The 15655-nt window shown below is 57.6% G+C and carries 14 protein-coding genes and 1 riboswitch; all 14 genes read right to left on the minus strand.

All coding sequences use genetic code 11. The features are described 5' to 3' along the window. Nucleotides 1-116: 116 nt before the first annotated feature. A complete protein-coding gene (locus tag M0G74_RS02225) occupies nucleotides 117-440 on the minus strand; it encodes a hypothetical protein (protein ID WP_248213796.1) in 324 nt (107 codons plus the stop codon). Next, nucleotides 440-1024: a tetratricopeptide repeat protein gene (locus M0G74_RS02230; protein ID WP_248213797.1), complete on the minus strand. Its 585-nt coding sequence runs from the start codon at nucleotides 1022-1024 to the stop codon at nucleotides 440-442. Before M0G74_RS02230 ends, M0G74_RS02225 begins: the two co-directional genes overlap by 1 nt. Next, complete coding sequence (locus M0G74_RS02235) at nucleotides 1024-4278, minus strand: tetratricopeptide repeat protein (RefSeq protein ID WP_248213803.1); 3255 nt, start codon at nucleotides 4276-4278, stop codon at nucleotides 1024-1026. Before M0G74_RS02235 ends, M0G74_RS02230 begins: the two co-directional genes overlap by 1 nt. After that, nucleotides 4271-6415: a tetratricopeptide repeat protein gene (locus M0G74_RS02240; RefSeq protein WP_248213805.1), complete on the minus strand. Its 2145-nt coding sequence runs from the start codon at nucleotides 6413-6415 to the stop codon at nucleotides 4271-4273. The genes M0G74_RS02235 and M0G74_RS02240 overlap by 8 nt, the downstream gene beginning before the upstream one ends. A 2-nt stretch (nucleotides 6416-6417) precedes the next feature. Then, the gene (locus M0G74_RS02245; protein ID WP_248213807.1) at nucleotides 6418-6936 is read right to left on the minus strand and encodes a hypothetical protein; all 519 of its coding nucleotides are present in this window, start codon (nucleotides 6934-6936) and stop codon (nucleotides 6418-6420) included. A gap of 350 nt (nucleotides 6937-7286) precedes the next feature. Next, nucleotides 7287-7796, minus strand: a complete 510-nt coding sequence (locus M0G74_RS02250) for a molybdenum cofactor biosynthesis protein MoaE (RefSeq protein WP_248213809.1) — start codon at nucleotides 7794-7796, stop codon at nucleotides 7287-7289. 25 nt (nucleotides 7797-7821) lie between these two features. After that, on the minus strand, nucleotides 7822-8070 hold the full coding sequence (gene moaD, locus M0G74_RS02255) for a molybdopterin synthase sulfur carrier subunit (RefSeq protein ID WP_160152656.1): 249 nt from the start codon (nucleotides 8068-8070) through the stop codon (nucleotides 7822-7824). Between the two features lie 6 nt (nucleotides 8071-8076). Further along, nucleotides 8077-8571, minus strand: a complete 495-nt coding sequence (gene moaC, locus M0G74_RS02260) for a cyclic pyranopterin monophosphate synthase MoaC (protein ID WP_248213811.1) — start codon at nucleotides 8569-8571, stop codon at nucleotides 8077-8079. A gap of 96 nt (nucleotides 8572-8667) precedes the next feature. Then, on the minus strand, nucleotides 8668-9183 hold the full coding sequence (gene moaB, locus M0G74_RS02265; protein ID WP_248213813.1) for a molybdenum cofactor biosynthesis protein B: 516 nt from the start codon (nucleotides 9181-9183) through the stop codon (nucleotides 8668-8670). 205 nt (nucleotides 9184-9388) lie between these two features. Then, nucleotides 9389-10372, minus strand: coding sequence for a GTP 3',8-cyclase MoaA (moaA, locus tag M0G74_RS02270; protein ID WP_248213815.1), 984 nt, complete (start codon nucleotides 10370-10372; stop codon nucleotides 9389-9391). Continuing rightward, nucleotides 10357-10495, minus strand: a riboswitch (molybdenum cofactor riboswitch). (Overlaps the previous gene by 16 nt.) Nucleotides 10496-10529: 34 nt before the next feature. After that, entirely contained in the window at nucleotides 10530-11255 is a 726-nt protein-coding gene (locus M0G74_RS02275) for a GntR family transcriptional regulator (protein ID WP_248213819.1), read from the minus strand. A 146-nt stretch (nucleotides 11256-11401) separates the two neighbouring features. Further along, the gene (gene pyk / locus M0G74_RS02280) at nucleotides 11402-12877 is read right to left on the minus strand and encodes a pyruvate kinase (RefSeq protein WP_248213821.1); all 1476 of its coding nucleotides are present in this window, start codon (nucleotides 12875-12877) and stop codon (nucleotides 11402-11404) included. Between the two features lie 29 nt (nucleotides 12878-12906). After that, a complete protein-coding gene (locus tag M0G74_RS02285) occupies nucleotides 12907-14235 on the minus strand; it encodes a glycerate kinase (protein ID WP_248213823.1) in 1329 nt (442 codons plus the stop codon). A 467-nt stretch (nucleotides 14236-14702) separates the two neighbouring features. Beyond that, nucleotides 14703-15590 (minus strand): 2-hydroxy-3-oxopropionate reductase, encoded by an 888-nt coding sequence (locus M0G74_RS02290; RefSeq protein WP_248213831.1) that lies wholly within the window; start codon nucleotides 15588-15590, stop codon nucleotides 14703-14705. Nucleotides 15591-15655 lie beyond the last annotated feature (65 nt).

Consider the following 15655-nt stretch of genomic DNA (forward strand, 5'->3'; position numbering starts at 1 on the left):
TTCTCGGTTCTGCGGTTGGATTCCGCTTTCCCCAGTAATGACCGGATATGGTCTTTTTGGTTAAAAAATTCAGGTTTCCTGGCAATCAACCAGACATATTCTGCGTTTGAACCGCTTTATTCTTCCGACTGGCTCAGCTGGTAAAATTCCAGTTCACGCATAAATACTTCTTTATCCAGCGGCTGTAGTGTCGGGTCGAGCAGGCTGGAATTCAGTCCGCTCTCAACACCAACCTCTGAGCTTTTCCACGGCACAATGTAGAGCGACTTGGGTGCTTCTTTGTTACCGATAATGGAGATACCGGAAAGCTCCTTGACTTCGTTGTCCACCTTGCTGCCACTGTCTTTCTTACTTTCTTTCTGCTCATCCTGGGCAAACACCGCCGGCATGAACAGGATCAACGCCGCAGCGGCCAGCACTCTTGAATACATTGAACGCATTAATTGGCCCTCCGTTTCAGGTCGGTTACCCAGAGAGAGACTTTGGCATCTTCAGGCTGATATTTCAGGTACTGGTCGAATTGTGCGAGTGCACAATTCACATCCTGAAGGTAGAGGTCACAGAGAATGCCGAGATTCTTGATCAGCGGCAGGTTATCCGGATGGACCTGCAGCGCATCGCTGTATGTTTTGCGCGCTTCATCGAAGCGCCCCTGGCGGCGATAGAGTACCGCCAGCTCATTGCTGGCCAGCGGGTCGAGCGGAGCCGCGCGCAGGGCTTCAAGAAAGGCTTCCTCCGCATGCTTCTCGTCGCCGGTGCGGTAGTAGGCAATACCCAGGTTGACGTAAGGCGCAGACAAACGCTGTTCGCGGGCAACAACGTCCTGCAATAGTTCGACGGCTTCTGGGTAACGTTCACCCTGCAGGTATTCCACCGCGCGATCAAAGTCGCGGGTGACTCCGCCGGAAACTTTCACACTGCTCTGATCCACCGGGCGGCTGGATCTTTGCGGACCACTGGCACAGGCGCTGAGCAGCAGAACAAAGACACACAGTACGCAGGTGAAGATTCTGGACGTTTGCATTAGCCCTGATCCTCCTGAACTTCGGTCTCGGCGATTACCGGGATAGGTGCAGCGTCTTCCGGTGCTGCCTCTTCATCAGCACTTTCCTGAACAGCAGCTTCCTGCACAGTCTCCTCCTCCACGACCGGAATCGGGACTATGCTGGTGATGATATTGCCGGCGTCTTCTTCCCGGGCATAGGTAGCCGGTACCAGAAGGGCGAGCTGTTCAATGGTTTTCGCCACCCACTTGTTGTAGATGCCGGCGGCCATCAGCTCGATGTTTTTCTCGTGGACCGAGATACCACGCTCTTCAAACGGGTAGATCTGCTCTTCCAAAGCCAGTTCGTACTCTTCCAACTCCATGGCATTGAGGTTGGTCGGGCGCTCGGAATCTTTGAGGGCACGACTGAAGTGCAGGTAAATTTCACCGAGGTAGAAAGTCGCTGCTGCGGTAACGTCGGCCACGTTGTAATCGATCAGATCAGAGAAAGCATTGACCGCCGACTTCATACGGGCACGCTTGTTATTGAGGTTGCGCTCCAGTGGCGCGACCAGGGCGATCTCGCGGAAGGCCTCATAACTGGGCTCCGCCAACTGCAGCGCGGCGTTACCACCCAGATAACGGGTACGGTCATTGCGCTCGTTGCCGCCTCGCAGCTCGATGCGCACCATGTCTTCGAGGGTTTTGAAGTAGGCCTGGCGGTTGCCGCTGTTGCTGTAGATATCCGCAATTTTCTGTCGCGTTTCCAACGCAGGTTCCATCGGGCTTGGGAACAACTTGACGTAGCGGTTAAGCACACCCAGCGCCCGGTCATAACTTTTCGCGGCACTGTAAAGATCGGCGGCCTGAGTGAGCGCTTCGCGGCGGACATCGTCATCCTCCGACTCTTTTTCGATGCGCTCAAACTCTGCACCCGCGAGCAATAGCTGACCACTCTCCTGATAGACCACCGCGAGCTTCTTGGTGACCTCTTTCTGCAGCTTGTGCTGGGGATGGTTCGCACGGAATGCCTTGAGCACGTCGGCCGCGCGCACCCAGTTTTCCAGCTGGATCAGGGAAGCTGCCGCATCGTATTCCGCCGTGGCCAGGATACTGGCACCGGGCGCGGCGCTGCGAATACGCAGGAAGTGTTCGGCGGCCACCAGGTGATCTTCCGCCTTGCGCGCCACATCACCCTGCTGGTAAATGGCACCTGCAAGGTTGTCGATCAGGTCCGGGCGATCTTTGGCATCGGCCGCAGTCAGCGACAGCGCCTGGCGATAGCCCGCTTCCGCCTCTACGTAGGCCGCCGTATCAAATGAAGCGTGAGCCACCAACAGCCAGGCAGAGCGACGAATGTCCTGCTCTGCGGCCGGGAATTTCTCCAGCAGCAGGTGGCCGTTCTGAATGGTTTCGGCAAAGCTCTTCAACTTGTACAGGTCGTCCACGGCACCAAGCAGGATTTGCGGTGCTTTGCCGTGCTGCGGGAAGGTTTCCGCAAACGACAGCGAGGAGCGGATCACTTCTTTCTGGATCGCGGTTCTCTGTGCAGTGGAGCCTTTGGCCAGGTCATTTTTCAGGTGTTCGCGATAAGCGAAGACCGCCGCATAACCCGCCTCGCTGGCATCCTTATGCGCAGCGTATTGGTAGGCGGTGCGCTCGTATTCCTGCGCCGCATTCAGGAAGTCGCGGTTTTCCAGCATCAAACCGGCCAGCTGGTAGTTGATACCCGGGGCCTTGGGTTGATCGGAGAAGGATTTGAGATAACGGCGATACCAGTGAATCGCCTCGGCGTAGTTCTCGCTTCGCTTCTGCTGGAACTCTTTATCCTTGGGTTTCACGTTCTGGTACGCCGCGTGGTAGTGGCTCGCCAGATCGATCAGGTTGGTTTGCAGGAACTCCACCACCGTGGCGTATTCCTGGATATCGAATACGGTCCAGTAATTGGCATCCAGCGCATAGGTGTTGGCGAAGTCTTTCTTCGCATCCAGCACCAACCGCGGGAAGCCACCTTTCTGGTAGATCTCGATCACGCGAATGGAAAAGTCCGGTGCAACCTTGTGCAGCGGATTACGCTCCACAAAGGCGGTATAGGCTTTTGCGGCATCCTGATAGCGGCGCTTGTCCAGGTAGTATTCACCCAGATGACTGTAGACGTAGGACTCGTAGTCGCGCGCACCCTTGCGGGTAAAGTAATCGACAATGGAGTCCGCACCACCGAGATAGGAAAAGCTCAGGCTGACAACACGGAAGGTGTCTTCAATATGCTTGCGCTCTGTTTCGTTGGTCTGCTGCTCAAAGTCATAGCCCTGCTCCACTTTGTAATCCAGCATGCGCACGAAATCGTCCAGCGCCATTTCGTACATGTCCTGCTTGAACAGGGCCCAGCCACGTTTGTAGAGCGCCAGCTCGTAAAAACTTGATGTGACACCCATACCGATAACACGGCCATAGGATTCTTCCGCGTCCAGATACTTCTTGCGGGTGAAATAGTATTCACCGAGGCGGAAGTAGGCTTCATCCACATGTCGGGAAGCGGGAAATTTCGCCACCAGCTGCCGCAGGATATTCACCGCCTCGTCGACCTCACCAGTTTCCTCATAGGCGCGGGAGAGCTGGTACATCACCTGATCGTTGCGGTCGTACAGGGGGTACTGAACCAGTAGCTTCTTGTAGAGGGCGATGGCTTCACGGGCATTGGCGGCCAGTAAAGCGTCGGCATTGTCACCCGGCAGGCTTTCACCAAGATCACCAGAACTGCTGGATGCACCGGCGATATCGAGCGTGCTACTGGCCCGGTTTTCAAAATCAGCCTGACTTTCGCCGCGAGTATTGGCGACGCTATCCAGTGCCAGATCACTCCGAGCACCATTCGCGGAAACGCCTGCCGCTTTCGGCGCAGCCAGATTTACCTGCCCGGTGGCAGATTTTTTCGCCGCTGTATCAACTGCGGCCGCCACCTCATCTTCCGACAGAATGCGCGTTTCCTGCGAGACCCGGTAGGCACCCTCTTCTGCCCGATGTGCCTGCTTGATCTTCAGGTCGGCAATACGGCGAATGGCCTCTGGCGTGAGCGCCGTTTCGGGGGTTTCCTGCAGGTACTTCTGGTAGCTCGCCAGCGCCTTTTCCAGGCTGCCGTCGATGCGGGTTTCCTGAATCTTGATATCAACCTTCTGCAGGCTGCCGATGGTTTTTCCACTGTTACTGGCGCAGGCGCTAAGCAGCAATACGGTAGAGGCCGCGGTAACCAAACCCAGCGTATTGAAACGGGCGCAGAGTAATTTCTTATGCATTACCAACGACCTCCCCATCTGCAGAATCTGCCGGGGCAGCGTCTTGTGCGGCTTCTTTATCTGACTGAGGCTCTTGCTCCCGCTGAGGCTCTTGCCCCCGCTGAGGCTCCAGTTCGGGCGGGTTATCGGTAGGCAGCGGCTCACCATCCGGGTTCGCTGCGGGTTCCGCCTGCTTCATTTGTTCCATCTGAATCTGGTATTGCTCGACTTTCTGCTCGTCTGCGCGGCGCTCCTGAAGTTCATTGGCGCGGTCATAGCTATCGGCCAGCGCGAAGCGCGCCTTGATCTGATAGCTCTCCAGTTGCGCGCGGCGCTGATCCAGTTCGTGAATGGCCAGCTGCTCCAGCATGCGCCCCTGGCGCGCCATTAACTGGTCGATACGCTCCTGGGATTGCTCGATACCCGCGCGCAGGCTGACGATCTGATCGTTGTAACCTTCATAACTGTGGGTAGCGGCCTGGCGACTGCGCACGTAGCGCTGGTAGGTTTCCTGCAGCGTCGCAATGTCCTTGTCCAGTGCCTGCAATCGTTTGTAAGCCTTGGTGAGACGGTCATCAAACTCGCGGGAGAGACGGAACTTCAACACGCCCTCAAGACGCGCCACGCGGGCCTCGGTCTCTTCGCTGTTGAGGCTGGGGTTATAGGCAAGAATCTCGCGGATATTTTCCAGAATCAGCCGCGATTCAGTTTCATCACTTTTGGCCAGCAGTTCCGGGCGGCGGTTGACCAGTAGGTTGTCGATACGGGCAGCAAGCCGCTGGCGCTGCTCCATGCGCATTTTGATACGCGCATCGATCTGACGGAACTGTACGTCCAGACCTGGCAAGATCGGCTCGTAATAGCTGCGGCGCAGGGCGATGATTTCCTCGAATGCCGACAAGCTCTGCAACCAGTCTTTGTTGCGCTCGAACAGGTCATTCAGGTCCTGGTAATTCCGCAGGAACTCTTGATAGTCATTGGACGCCATCAGGTCCAGCAGATAGTGCGTTTCCGGAGCATCGGGCAGCTTGCGCAGTTCCACCACCCAGTTTTTTACCTGGCTCGCCTCTTTGCGGCGCAGCGCCTCCAGTAATTTGCCTTCGCGAATACTGTCGATGGATCGGCTCAGTACATCCACCTGTTCGCCGAACAGGTCCAGCGCCTGCCCATAGTTCACCGCCGCGGTACTGTGTACGTCCAGCTTGCCGTAGGCAAAGGGCACCGCCATCATGGATTCATGCACTGCGGCATTGGTGGGCTGGCGCTCCTTCAGTAACTGCCAGGGCACCAGCGCGCGGTCGTAACGGCCCGCGTTGGCTTCCACCCAGCCGGCGCCCAACAGTGCCTGATTGGAGAAGGGACCTGAGAGCTGCACACGGTCAAAATATGTGCGCGCACGCTCGTATTCTTTGGCTTCCATCAACTGGTAGCCGAGTAACAGGTTGGTCTTGTCTTGCAGCGCCTGCTTGGCATTGCCACTGCCGGCATTGCGCCCCAGACCATCCAGCTCCAGAACACCCCTTTCGGTTTCGCCGGCTTTCAGCAGGGCGATACCCAGGTTGTACTCTACAAAGCCACCCAGTGACTTTTCGCCTTTCAGGTCCCGCAGCAAGTCCACCGCTTCGGTAAAACGCCCAAGCTGCATGTAGACGCGCGCGCGCAGAAACTGCTCTTCCGCGCGCACTCGTTCCGGCACACGACCCTCGATCATCTCCAGGGCCTGCAGGGCATTACTGAACTGCTGCTTGTGATAGTGAATTTTTGCCAGCCGGTAGGCTGCTTCATTTTTTACCGGCTGCGCTACATTGCCTTTCAGCACCGCCTCAATTGCGCGCCCGGCTTCCCGGTGCATGCGATAGGATAGCTCCAGGTCGCCTACAGCGAACTCTGCCTGGCCAAAGTGCACACTGAAAGGATCCAGCTCGGGATCATCCAACAGTCGAAATTGCTTCAGCTCGGTGTCCAGCCCGACAATCGCGTCGAAGTAGTTATCCTGATAAGCATCGAACAGTGCTTCACCAAAGAACAGGTCTTTGAGCTCTTTGGTTTCAAGGGCGGTGGGATCGACAGGCGCTTTGGCCTGCACAGGAATACTGTGCAGCGTCGACAGTGCCGACAGCGCAGCACCGGCTATTGCGCAGGCCAGACGGGGGAACATGCTTACCAGTCCTTGAAGTTGATGGCTGACTGGGTTCCGGCGATCTGGATTTCAACAAACTTGGGGCCTACCGCCTTTTCCACACTAACACTGGCGGTTCCGCGATATTCCTTGCCGGATTTGGATTTACCGATATAGCTGACCACCAGAGGGTGAGCACCGGTCTGCACGTTGGCGGTATGGATACGCTGAACACCGCCCTGCTGCAGGGCTTCAATTTCACGGTAGGTATAAAGATGGTGAGCGACGATCTGGTTGTCGAGGGTTACCTCAACAGACTCAAGACTGAACTCTTCGCCTGTGGCGAGAGACACAAAGAAGGCGGCCTGGGTATTGGAAGGAAAGAGCAGCTTCTCTTCCAGGCGGTTCAACTCAGACGTCAGACTGATTACATCTTTTTTGACGTCCTGAATCTGCTCGTCGAGCCCGCGAATTTCCTCACGGCTAACGTTCTGGGCATTCGCCACAACAGACAGCGACAGCAAACACGCTGTTGCCAGAGTAATCAGAATTCTGCACATATCCCTTAAACCTCAGACCCCACCCCGGATTCGGGTCGCCCGCAAAAATCTGTCGCGAACGACTAGCGCTGCGATTGTAGGGCAAGGAGGGATATGGGATATGTGAGGCGCTTCAAAACTCGCGCAGAGAGTTAGAGAAGAATTTTTTCTTAAAATTCAAAGCACAAGAGAAAAAAGCTCGATAATGTGACAGGTTTCACGACACTTATTCACTGCTCACGGGTGACCTGGTTCACGGTTTTGCAGAGATTGACGGAACTGTATCTGATTTTCTTTTTGCTCGGCTGTCGTCACCTGAAAATCCGGAGGCCACAAGAGAAGCAAGCACTTACTTTAGCGGTCAGCGTGCCCTACCATTTTTTCAGGGCCTGCTCGTCGCTGTCTCGCGCCTCAACCCAGTGACCTTTATCGCGTTCATTCTGACCACTGCCCTCACCCAGTTCTTTTTTCCAGAAAGGTGCACGGCTTTTCAAGTAGTCCATGATAAAGGCACAGGCATCCAGCGCGGCCTGGCGATGCGCGGAGCTGGTACCTACAAACACAATCTCGTCCCCGGCATTCAGGGCGCCGTAGCGATGGATAACCCGCACACGACCCAGTGACCAGCGTACCGCAGCCTCGCGTGCGATGTCGGTGAGTGCTGACTCCGCCATGCCGGGGTAGTGCTCCAACTCCAGCACACTGACACGCTTTTTCCGGCCAGACTCCTCCGGCGATGCTTTATCGGGTGAAAAGTCCCGCACATTGCCCACAAACATGGCCGTTGCGCCGTCGGAATAATTCCCACTGCGGAGGCGGTTATATTCAGCACCGGGGTCAAAACCCTCCGCCTGTACCGAGACGAAAATCTCTGCAGCCATTCTGAACTACCTCTCTCGGCCTGCGTTAACCGCCGGTGACCGGTGGAAAAAAAGCAACTTCGTCGCCGTCCTTGACCGCCGCATCCATGGTGGAAAGCTGCTGATTGAGCGCGACCTGCAACTGCTCATTGGCCAGTGCCGTTTGCCAGGCTGGATCCTTTTCACTCAATTTTTTACGCAGCGCATCAAGGTTGGTTACGCCTGTGGCGTCGGCCTCCAGGGCATCACACCCGAGCTGCTCACGCAGGCTGGCAAAAAACAGTACTTTGATCATTTTTTGTTACCCCTCTCCAGCCCCGCTCTTTACCGCGATCCAATGTCCGCGCTTGCCACCGGTTTTTTCCTGCAGCTTTGTCGGACCGATGATCATGGAAGGGTCTACGGCCTTGCACATATCGTAGATGGTGAGCGCCGCCACACTGGCAGCGGTGAGCGCCTCCATCTCGACACCGGTGCGGCCGGCCAGACGGCAGTAGCTGGCAATGTTCACGGTATTGGCCGACTCATCGAGCTCGAAATCCACCTGGACTTTGGTGAGCGCCAGGGGATGACACAGCGGTATCAGGTCGGCCGTTTTCTTGGCGGCCTGGATCCCGGCGATACGCGCGGTGGCAAGCACATCGCCTTTTTTGTTGTTGCCCGCTGTTAATTGCTGGAAGGCTTCCACAGTCATGGCAACGGCGGATTGGGCACGGGCACTGCGATCGGTGATGTCTTTGTCGGTGACATCCACCATGCTGGCTTCGCCCTGCTGGTTCAGGTGGGTGAGGGTCATAGTCTTCCTGGTCTTTCTATTCTCGTTGCGCGGTTTTGGGCCATTTATCTGGTCGACATACCTGGCCAACTTACTTGGCTAACTTACTTGGCCAACCTACTTGGTCAGGTAGCCGACGAAGTTGCAGGGCATGTGGGATGCGGTCAGTTGCTCTTTGAGTAGTTTGGTCCAGCCGGTTCGGCAGGCACCGGTGGAGCCGGGCAGGCAGGCGACGAGGGTTTTGTTGGCGAGTCCGGCCAGTGCGCGGGACTGGATGGTGGAGGAGCCGATTTCTTCGAAGCTGATAGAGCGGAACATTTCGCCAAAGCCGTCGATGTGTTTGTCGAGCAGGGGGGCGAGGGCTTCGGGGGTGGAGTCGCGCCCGGCGAAGCCGGTGCCGCCGGTGGTGATGATGACGTGGATTTCGGGGTCGGCGATCCAGGCGGAGACTTTGGCGCGCAGGAGGTATTTGTCGTCGATGACGATGGCTTTGTCGGCGAGGGTGTGGCCGTCTTCCTTGAGCGCTTCTACCAGGTATTTACCGGAGGTATCGTTTTCTTCGGTTCTGGTGTCGGAAACGGTGAGGATGGCGATATTGAGTTTTTGGCTTTTATCTATCGGCTCGTGTGCCATGGGATTGTGCTCCGTAGCTTCCTTTATCAGGTGCTCTGTTCCAGTTTTGTGGCGCTGGAGCGCTAGGGGGCAGCTTTTCAGGACCGCTGTGAATACATCCCTGTACGCTTCGTCGGCAACATCCCTGTTGCCGACGATCCTGAAAAGCTGCCCCCTATCACTCCAGCTTCAATTTAAATATTTGTACTGCGTAAGCTGAAGAAGATCAGCCACCGATGATCGACAGGTTTTGAGTGCCGCCGGTATTCCCCTGCTGCAGGTAGTGGCTGACTTCTTTATTGCCGATCAGAGTGCGGACTTTCCCTGCCAGCGCGTCGGCATCGCCGGTGCGGATGGTGTCTCTGAGATCAAGTCCGGCATCGGAAAATAAACACAGGTGTAGTTTGCCCTGTGCGGAAACCCGCAAACGGTTGCAGCTGTTGCAGAAGTCTTTGCTGTAGGGGGTAATCAAACCGATGCGACCGGCGTACTCCGGGTGTACATATTCCCGTGCAGGGCCTGCGTCAATGGCTCTTGGCAGCAGCTGCCAGCCATTTTCAATCAGCTGTTGCTCTATTTCCGAGCCCCGCAGGTGGTTGCTGGCGAAGTAGTTGCGGTTGTCGCCGGTCTGCATCAGTTCGATAAAGCGCAGGGTGACGGGGGTGGTTTTCAGCCAGTGCAGGAATTGTTGCAGTCGGGTTTGCGCGCCGTCACTTAATAGCACGGCGTTTACTTTGGTCTGGACTCCAAGTTCCAGTGCGCGGTCGATGCCGGTGAGGATTTTGGGGAGGCAGTCGTGGCCGGTGACCTGGGCGAATTCGCTGGCGTCGAGGCTGTCGATGCTGATGTTCAGCTGGTCGAGGCCGTTTTGGTGCCAGGTGTCGATGACGCTCGGGAGTTTGTAGCCGTTGCTGGTTACCGCGACGCGGCGAATGCCCGGGGTGGTTTTTGCGGCGCCAATGATCTCGGGGAGGTCTTTGCGCAGGGAGGGTTCACCACCACTGAGGCGTACCTTGCGGGTGCCCAGTTGTGCAAATGCGCCCATGACCGTGCGGGCTTCCGCGACGCTGAGGTCGGGCTGCTGGTGCGTGGCCTTGTAGCCGTCAGGCAGGCAGTAGTCGCAACGGAAGTTGCAGACGTCTGTCACTGACAGGCGCAGATAGTAGAAGCGACGGCCGTGGCCGTCTTGCAGTATGTCTTGTTTACTCATCACCTTTCCAAATGCGGGAGGCCGTTCGGTTTCCCTCGCGACCCTGGCGGACAGAACTTCTGCCTGCGGCCACACGCTCTTATCTGATGACTTAGAACTAGTGGCTCGGTGTATTTAATTTGTTTACAACTAACGCGTTTTTCGCACCAAAGTTAGATCAACCTACCCTCTGTCCAAGAATAGCCATCAAATCGATGCTGCTATCCCGGGAACTGAGGTCCATTAATTTTTCCAGGCTGTTCAGATGATCGACGATGGCCTTGCAGGCGCCTTCTCCGTCACCGGAACGCAAATTTTTCAGCAGGCGCGTATGGTCGCCTTTCAGGTAACAGGACGCTAGTCCCTCCCGTTTGTACAGCGCAATCACGATAGAGGTGCGCAAGATCAGGTCCGTCAGGAAGTTACCCAACACCCGATTCGGCGACAGGTCCGCCACCATATGGTGGATTGCCAGGGAGTGTTCGATCCGGGACGGCTCGTCGCCATCGGCGTGGGCATCGGACTCTGCCTGGACCAGCTTCTCCAGCGCCTTCAGCTGCACCGGCTTCATATTGCCCGCCAGCAGTGAACACACCTCTCCTTCCACCAGGCGACGGGCCGCAAAGGTCTCGCGCGTCTCCTCAATCGAGGGCGCTCGCACCCGCGCTACCTGATTCGGTGCCTGGGTGATGACGTGATCGGCATCCAGCCGGGTCAGCGCCTTGCGGATGACCGAGCGGCTAACACCAAAGATCTCCCCCAGTGCCACCTCTGGCAGACGGGTATTCGGCGGCAGACGCTGGGTCAATACCGCCTTGCGGATCTTGTCCACAATCTGCTGATCGGTCACGCGGCCGCCCGCCTTGACCTCCGCCAGCACTTCCTGCTGCCAGGACTTGCTCATGCATCTCTTCCCGCTGCCATTTTGCCGCCGATACCATGACCGGCACTGCAAACGTCTAAAACCGCCGCGCTTTGTTCTGGTGGCGGTTAATTCATTGTTATTTTGTGTCGCCAGCTAGTGTATACGAAATACGCTGGGGCGCGCCATCAACCGGCGACTTCCAGGATTTTCAGGGTATTGGTGCCGCCGTGGGACTGCATCAGGTCGCCGCGAATCAGAATTACCTGATCCCCGGCCTGCGCGATACCCCGGTCCTTCAATACGTCCAAAGCGCGCTGATTCAGTTCTCTGTCACCCTGATCACCGGGTTCAAACAGTACCGAAATAACTCCGCGATACAACGCCATGCGCCGCTGCGCTATTGGATCGTGGGCCAGGCCGACAATGGGCAGGCCGGAACGGATGCGCGATGCGATTAATGGCGTGTAACCGGTCTGGGTCATGCAGGCGATCGCGGTCACGCCTGCCAGGTGGTTGGCGGCGTACATGGCCGACAGGGAGATGGTCTCGTCAATGCGGGTGAACCCCTGGTGCATACGGTGACCGGACTCCTGTGCCGAGCGCTCCCGTTCTGCGCCCAGGCACAGCCGGTGCATGGCCTCCACCGCTTCCACCGGGAAATCACCGGCCGCCGTTTCCGCAGACAGCATTACCGCATCGGTCCCGTCCAGTACCGCGTTGGCCACATCGAATACTTCCGCCCGGGTGGGTAGTGGCGCGGTAATCATGGTTTCCAACATCTGGGTGGCGGTGATGACCGCACGATTGAGCTGGCGGGCGCGCTTGATCATACGCTTCTGCACGCCGATCAGTGCGGCATCGCCAATCTCCACACCGAGGTCTCCACGGGCCACCATCACCGCTTCCGAGGCCTCGATGATTTCATCCAGTACCTGCTCATTTTCGACCGCCTCGGCGCGCTCGACCTTGGCCACCAGGCCTATGTGCTTGCCGGCTTCACCGAGCAGTGCCCGCGCTTCACGCATATCTTCGGCGCTGCGCGGGAAAGAGACGGCGAGATAATCCACACCGATTTCGATTGCCGTTTTCAGGTCGGTTTTGTCTTTGTCGGTCAGCGCCGCGGCGGAAAGGCCGCCGCCCTGCTTGTTGATACCTTTGTTGTTGGACAGGCGGCCGCCAACCGTGACTGTGGTGTGCACCTCGCTATCGGTCACCTCTTGCACCTGCAGCACCACACGGCCGTCATCCAGCAACAGCATGTCTCCTGCGGAGACATCGTGGATCAGTTCTTTGTAGTCACATCCCACCCGCTTTTCATCGCCGTCATTGGTGTCCAGTGCCATATCCAGCACGAAGGGCTGACCTTCCTGCAGGTTGACGGCATTGTCGCGAAAGCGGGCAATACGAATTTTTGGCCCCTGCAGATCCCCCAGGGCAGCCACGGTTTTCCCGAGGCGATCCGCAATTTCGCGCACCTGCTGCAGGCGACGACGGTGGTCTTCCGCAGTGCCGTGGGAAAAATTCAGCCGCACCACATCCACGCCGGCCTTGAGCATTTTTTCCAACACCCCGGTTTTGTCGCTGGCGGGGCCCAGGGTGGCGACGATTTTGGTTCGCCGGATGGGATTGGCGGTGCGCTGGCTGGCTGGAATCTGGCTCATGGAGACCTCGCTATGGATACTTCAATTTTTTATTTGGCGGACGGCAAAACCAGAATGGCACGGAAATCATTCACATTGGTGCGCGTGGGACCTGTCACGATCAGGTTTTCCAGTTCTGCAAAGAAACTATAGGCATCGTTGTTGGCCAGGTACTCCCGCGGGGTCAACCCCTGCGCCTGCATCTTCGCCCAGTCGTCCGGAGAGAATATAGCGCCGGCATTGTCTTCGGAGCCATCGATTCCGTCGGTATCGATCGCGAGGCCGTAAATACCCGAGGTACCGCCGAGGGCTGTAAACAGGCCCAGTAAATACTCCACATTGCGTCCACCACGGCCATTACCGGTAACGGTAACGCTGGTTTCCCCGCCAGACAGTATCAGCAATGGATGGGTAATTTCCCGCTGTGCACGCAGTGCCAGCTGCGCGTGCTCACGCCCCAGCTCCCGCGCCTCACCTTCGAGGTTGTCGCCGAGTACACGTACATCGACACCGGCGCTGATGGCCGCATCGCTGGCGGCGTCCAGTGCGTCACTGGCCTTGGCCAGTACGCGGGCGGTGTCACGGGAGAAATCCTTGTCGCCCAGCTTGGGGGCTTTCTTCCCGCTTTTCAGATGCGCGCGCACGGCGTCATCAATTTCGATGTTGTAACGCTGCAGGATTTCCAGAGCATCTTCCGGAGTGGAGGTGTCGGGCAATGTCGGCCCTGAGGCGATCAGGGTCGGGTCGTCGCCGGGCACGTCGGAAATCAGGTAGGTGACGACGCGCGCGGGGTGTGCAGCAGCGGCAAGTCGGCCGCCCTTGATCGCGGAGAGGTGCCGGCGCACGGTATTGATTTCCCGAATCGGCGCGCCACAGCGCAACAGGGCTTTGTTGATGGCCTGCTTCTGGGCGAGGGTCAGGCCCGGTGCCGGCAGTGTCATCAGCGCGGAGCCACCACCGGATATGAGCGCGATGACGAGGTCGTTTTTGCCGAGGTCTTTGACGGCGGCGAGCATCCGTTTGGCGGCAATTTCTCCCATGTTGTCGGGCATGGGATGGGAGGCTTCGAGGACTTCGATTTTTTTGCAGTTGGCGCCGTGTTCGTAGCGGGTGACGACGAGGCCTTCGATCTCCGAGCGCATGTATTTTTTGGCCCATGCTTTTTCGAGGGCGGCGGCCATGGCGGCGGCGGCTTTGCCGGCACCGATGACGATGGTGCGGCCGGTGGGCGGTTCGGGCAGGCGTGAGGGCAGCAGGGTTTCCGGGTGGACGCTGGAGATGGCCATTTCAGCCAGGCCACGCAACCAGGCCGTGTAGTCCGCCGGGCGATTGAGGGACTGAAGTTCGGGCAGTTTGTTCATCGGCGAAATCCTCGTCATTGTTATTTCCTGCACCCCGCACTGGTGCCTGGTTCAGGCCCCGCCCCTTCTTTCAGAGCGCTGTGGCGGCCCGGTACTGGGTAAAAGGTTTCAGGACCGCTGTGAACCCATCCCTGGGCGCTGCGGCGCAAACATCCTGTTTGCGACGCTCCTGAAACCTTTCATCCAGCACCAAGCCTTCAATTCCTAAATCGATACTACGTAAGGAAATACGTAAGGCAATACATCAGAACAGTGTAGTGCCGACCGCATTGAAGTTGGCACAAGCCGGATAAGGGAAACGTGTCCGACAGTGTGGCTCACGGAGAAGAGCCTTACTGGGGAGTCCGTGGACACGCCTCCCTTATCCAGCCTGTTTTGCACGCGTCAGGAAGAAGCAATGCAAAAACAGTTCCGGAAAAAGCCGCTGGCAACGGCGATTCTCCATTGCCAGCGGAAACACTGGGTTCGTTAGCTATCGGTAACGGTTACTGGCCGATCTCGTGGTCCGCCAGTTTTTCCAGTGCGCGGACGATGCCGGCGTGGTCCCAGTCGGCGCCGCCGTTGGCAGCACAGGCCTGGAACAATTGCTGGGCGTTGGCGGTACCCGGTAGGCTGAGGTTGAAGGCGCGTGCGCTTTCCAGGGCCAGGTTGAGGTCTTTCTGGTGCAAACGGATGCGGAAGCCCGGATCGAAGGTGCGATTGATCATGCGCTCGCCGTGTACATCCAGGATTTTGGACGAGGCCAGGCCACCCAGCAGGGCTTCGCGTACCTTGGCTACATCGGCGCCGGCGCGGGAGGCGAACAGCAGGCCTTCGGATACGGCTTCAATGGTGAGAGCCACAATGATCTGGTTGGCGACTTTACAGGTCTGACCGGCACCCTGCGGGCCAATGTGGGTAATGGTTTTACCCATTACTTCCAGGATCGGCTGCGCGCGGACGAAGCCTTCTTCGGTGGCGCCGACCATGATGGTCAGTGCGGCGTTGATCGCGCCACCTTCACCACCGGATACCGGCGCATCCACAAATTCACCACCGGCTTTGGCAATGCGCTTGGCAAATTCCTGAGTTGGCACCGGGGCAATGGAGCTCATGTCGATGACCAGGGCACCGGGCTGCAGACCTTCGACCACACCATTTTCACCGAACAGTACGGCTTCTACGTCCGGGGTATCCGGCACCATGGTGATGATGATTTCGCAGTTCTCCGCCACCGCTTTGGGGCTGGCCACAACCTGCATGCCTTTGTCGGCCAGGGTGGTATCCAGCGCGCGACCGCGGTCGTTGGTGAACAGTTCGTGCCCCGCGTCCAGCAGGTGGCCAGCCATTGGGCGGCCCATGATGCCGAGTCCGATAAATCCGATCTTGCTCATTTTCTCTCTCCAAATTTTCTCAGTTTATTCTTCTGGGTTACCACTGCAGTTTGCAGGTTGGTGGC

The organism is Microbulbifer sp. CAU 1566 (genome assembly GCF_023156515.1).
Classification (GTDB): Bacteria; Pseudomonadota; Gammaproteobacteria; order Pseudomonadales; family Cellvibrionaceae; genus Microbulbifer.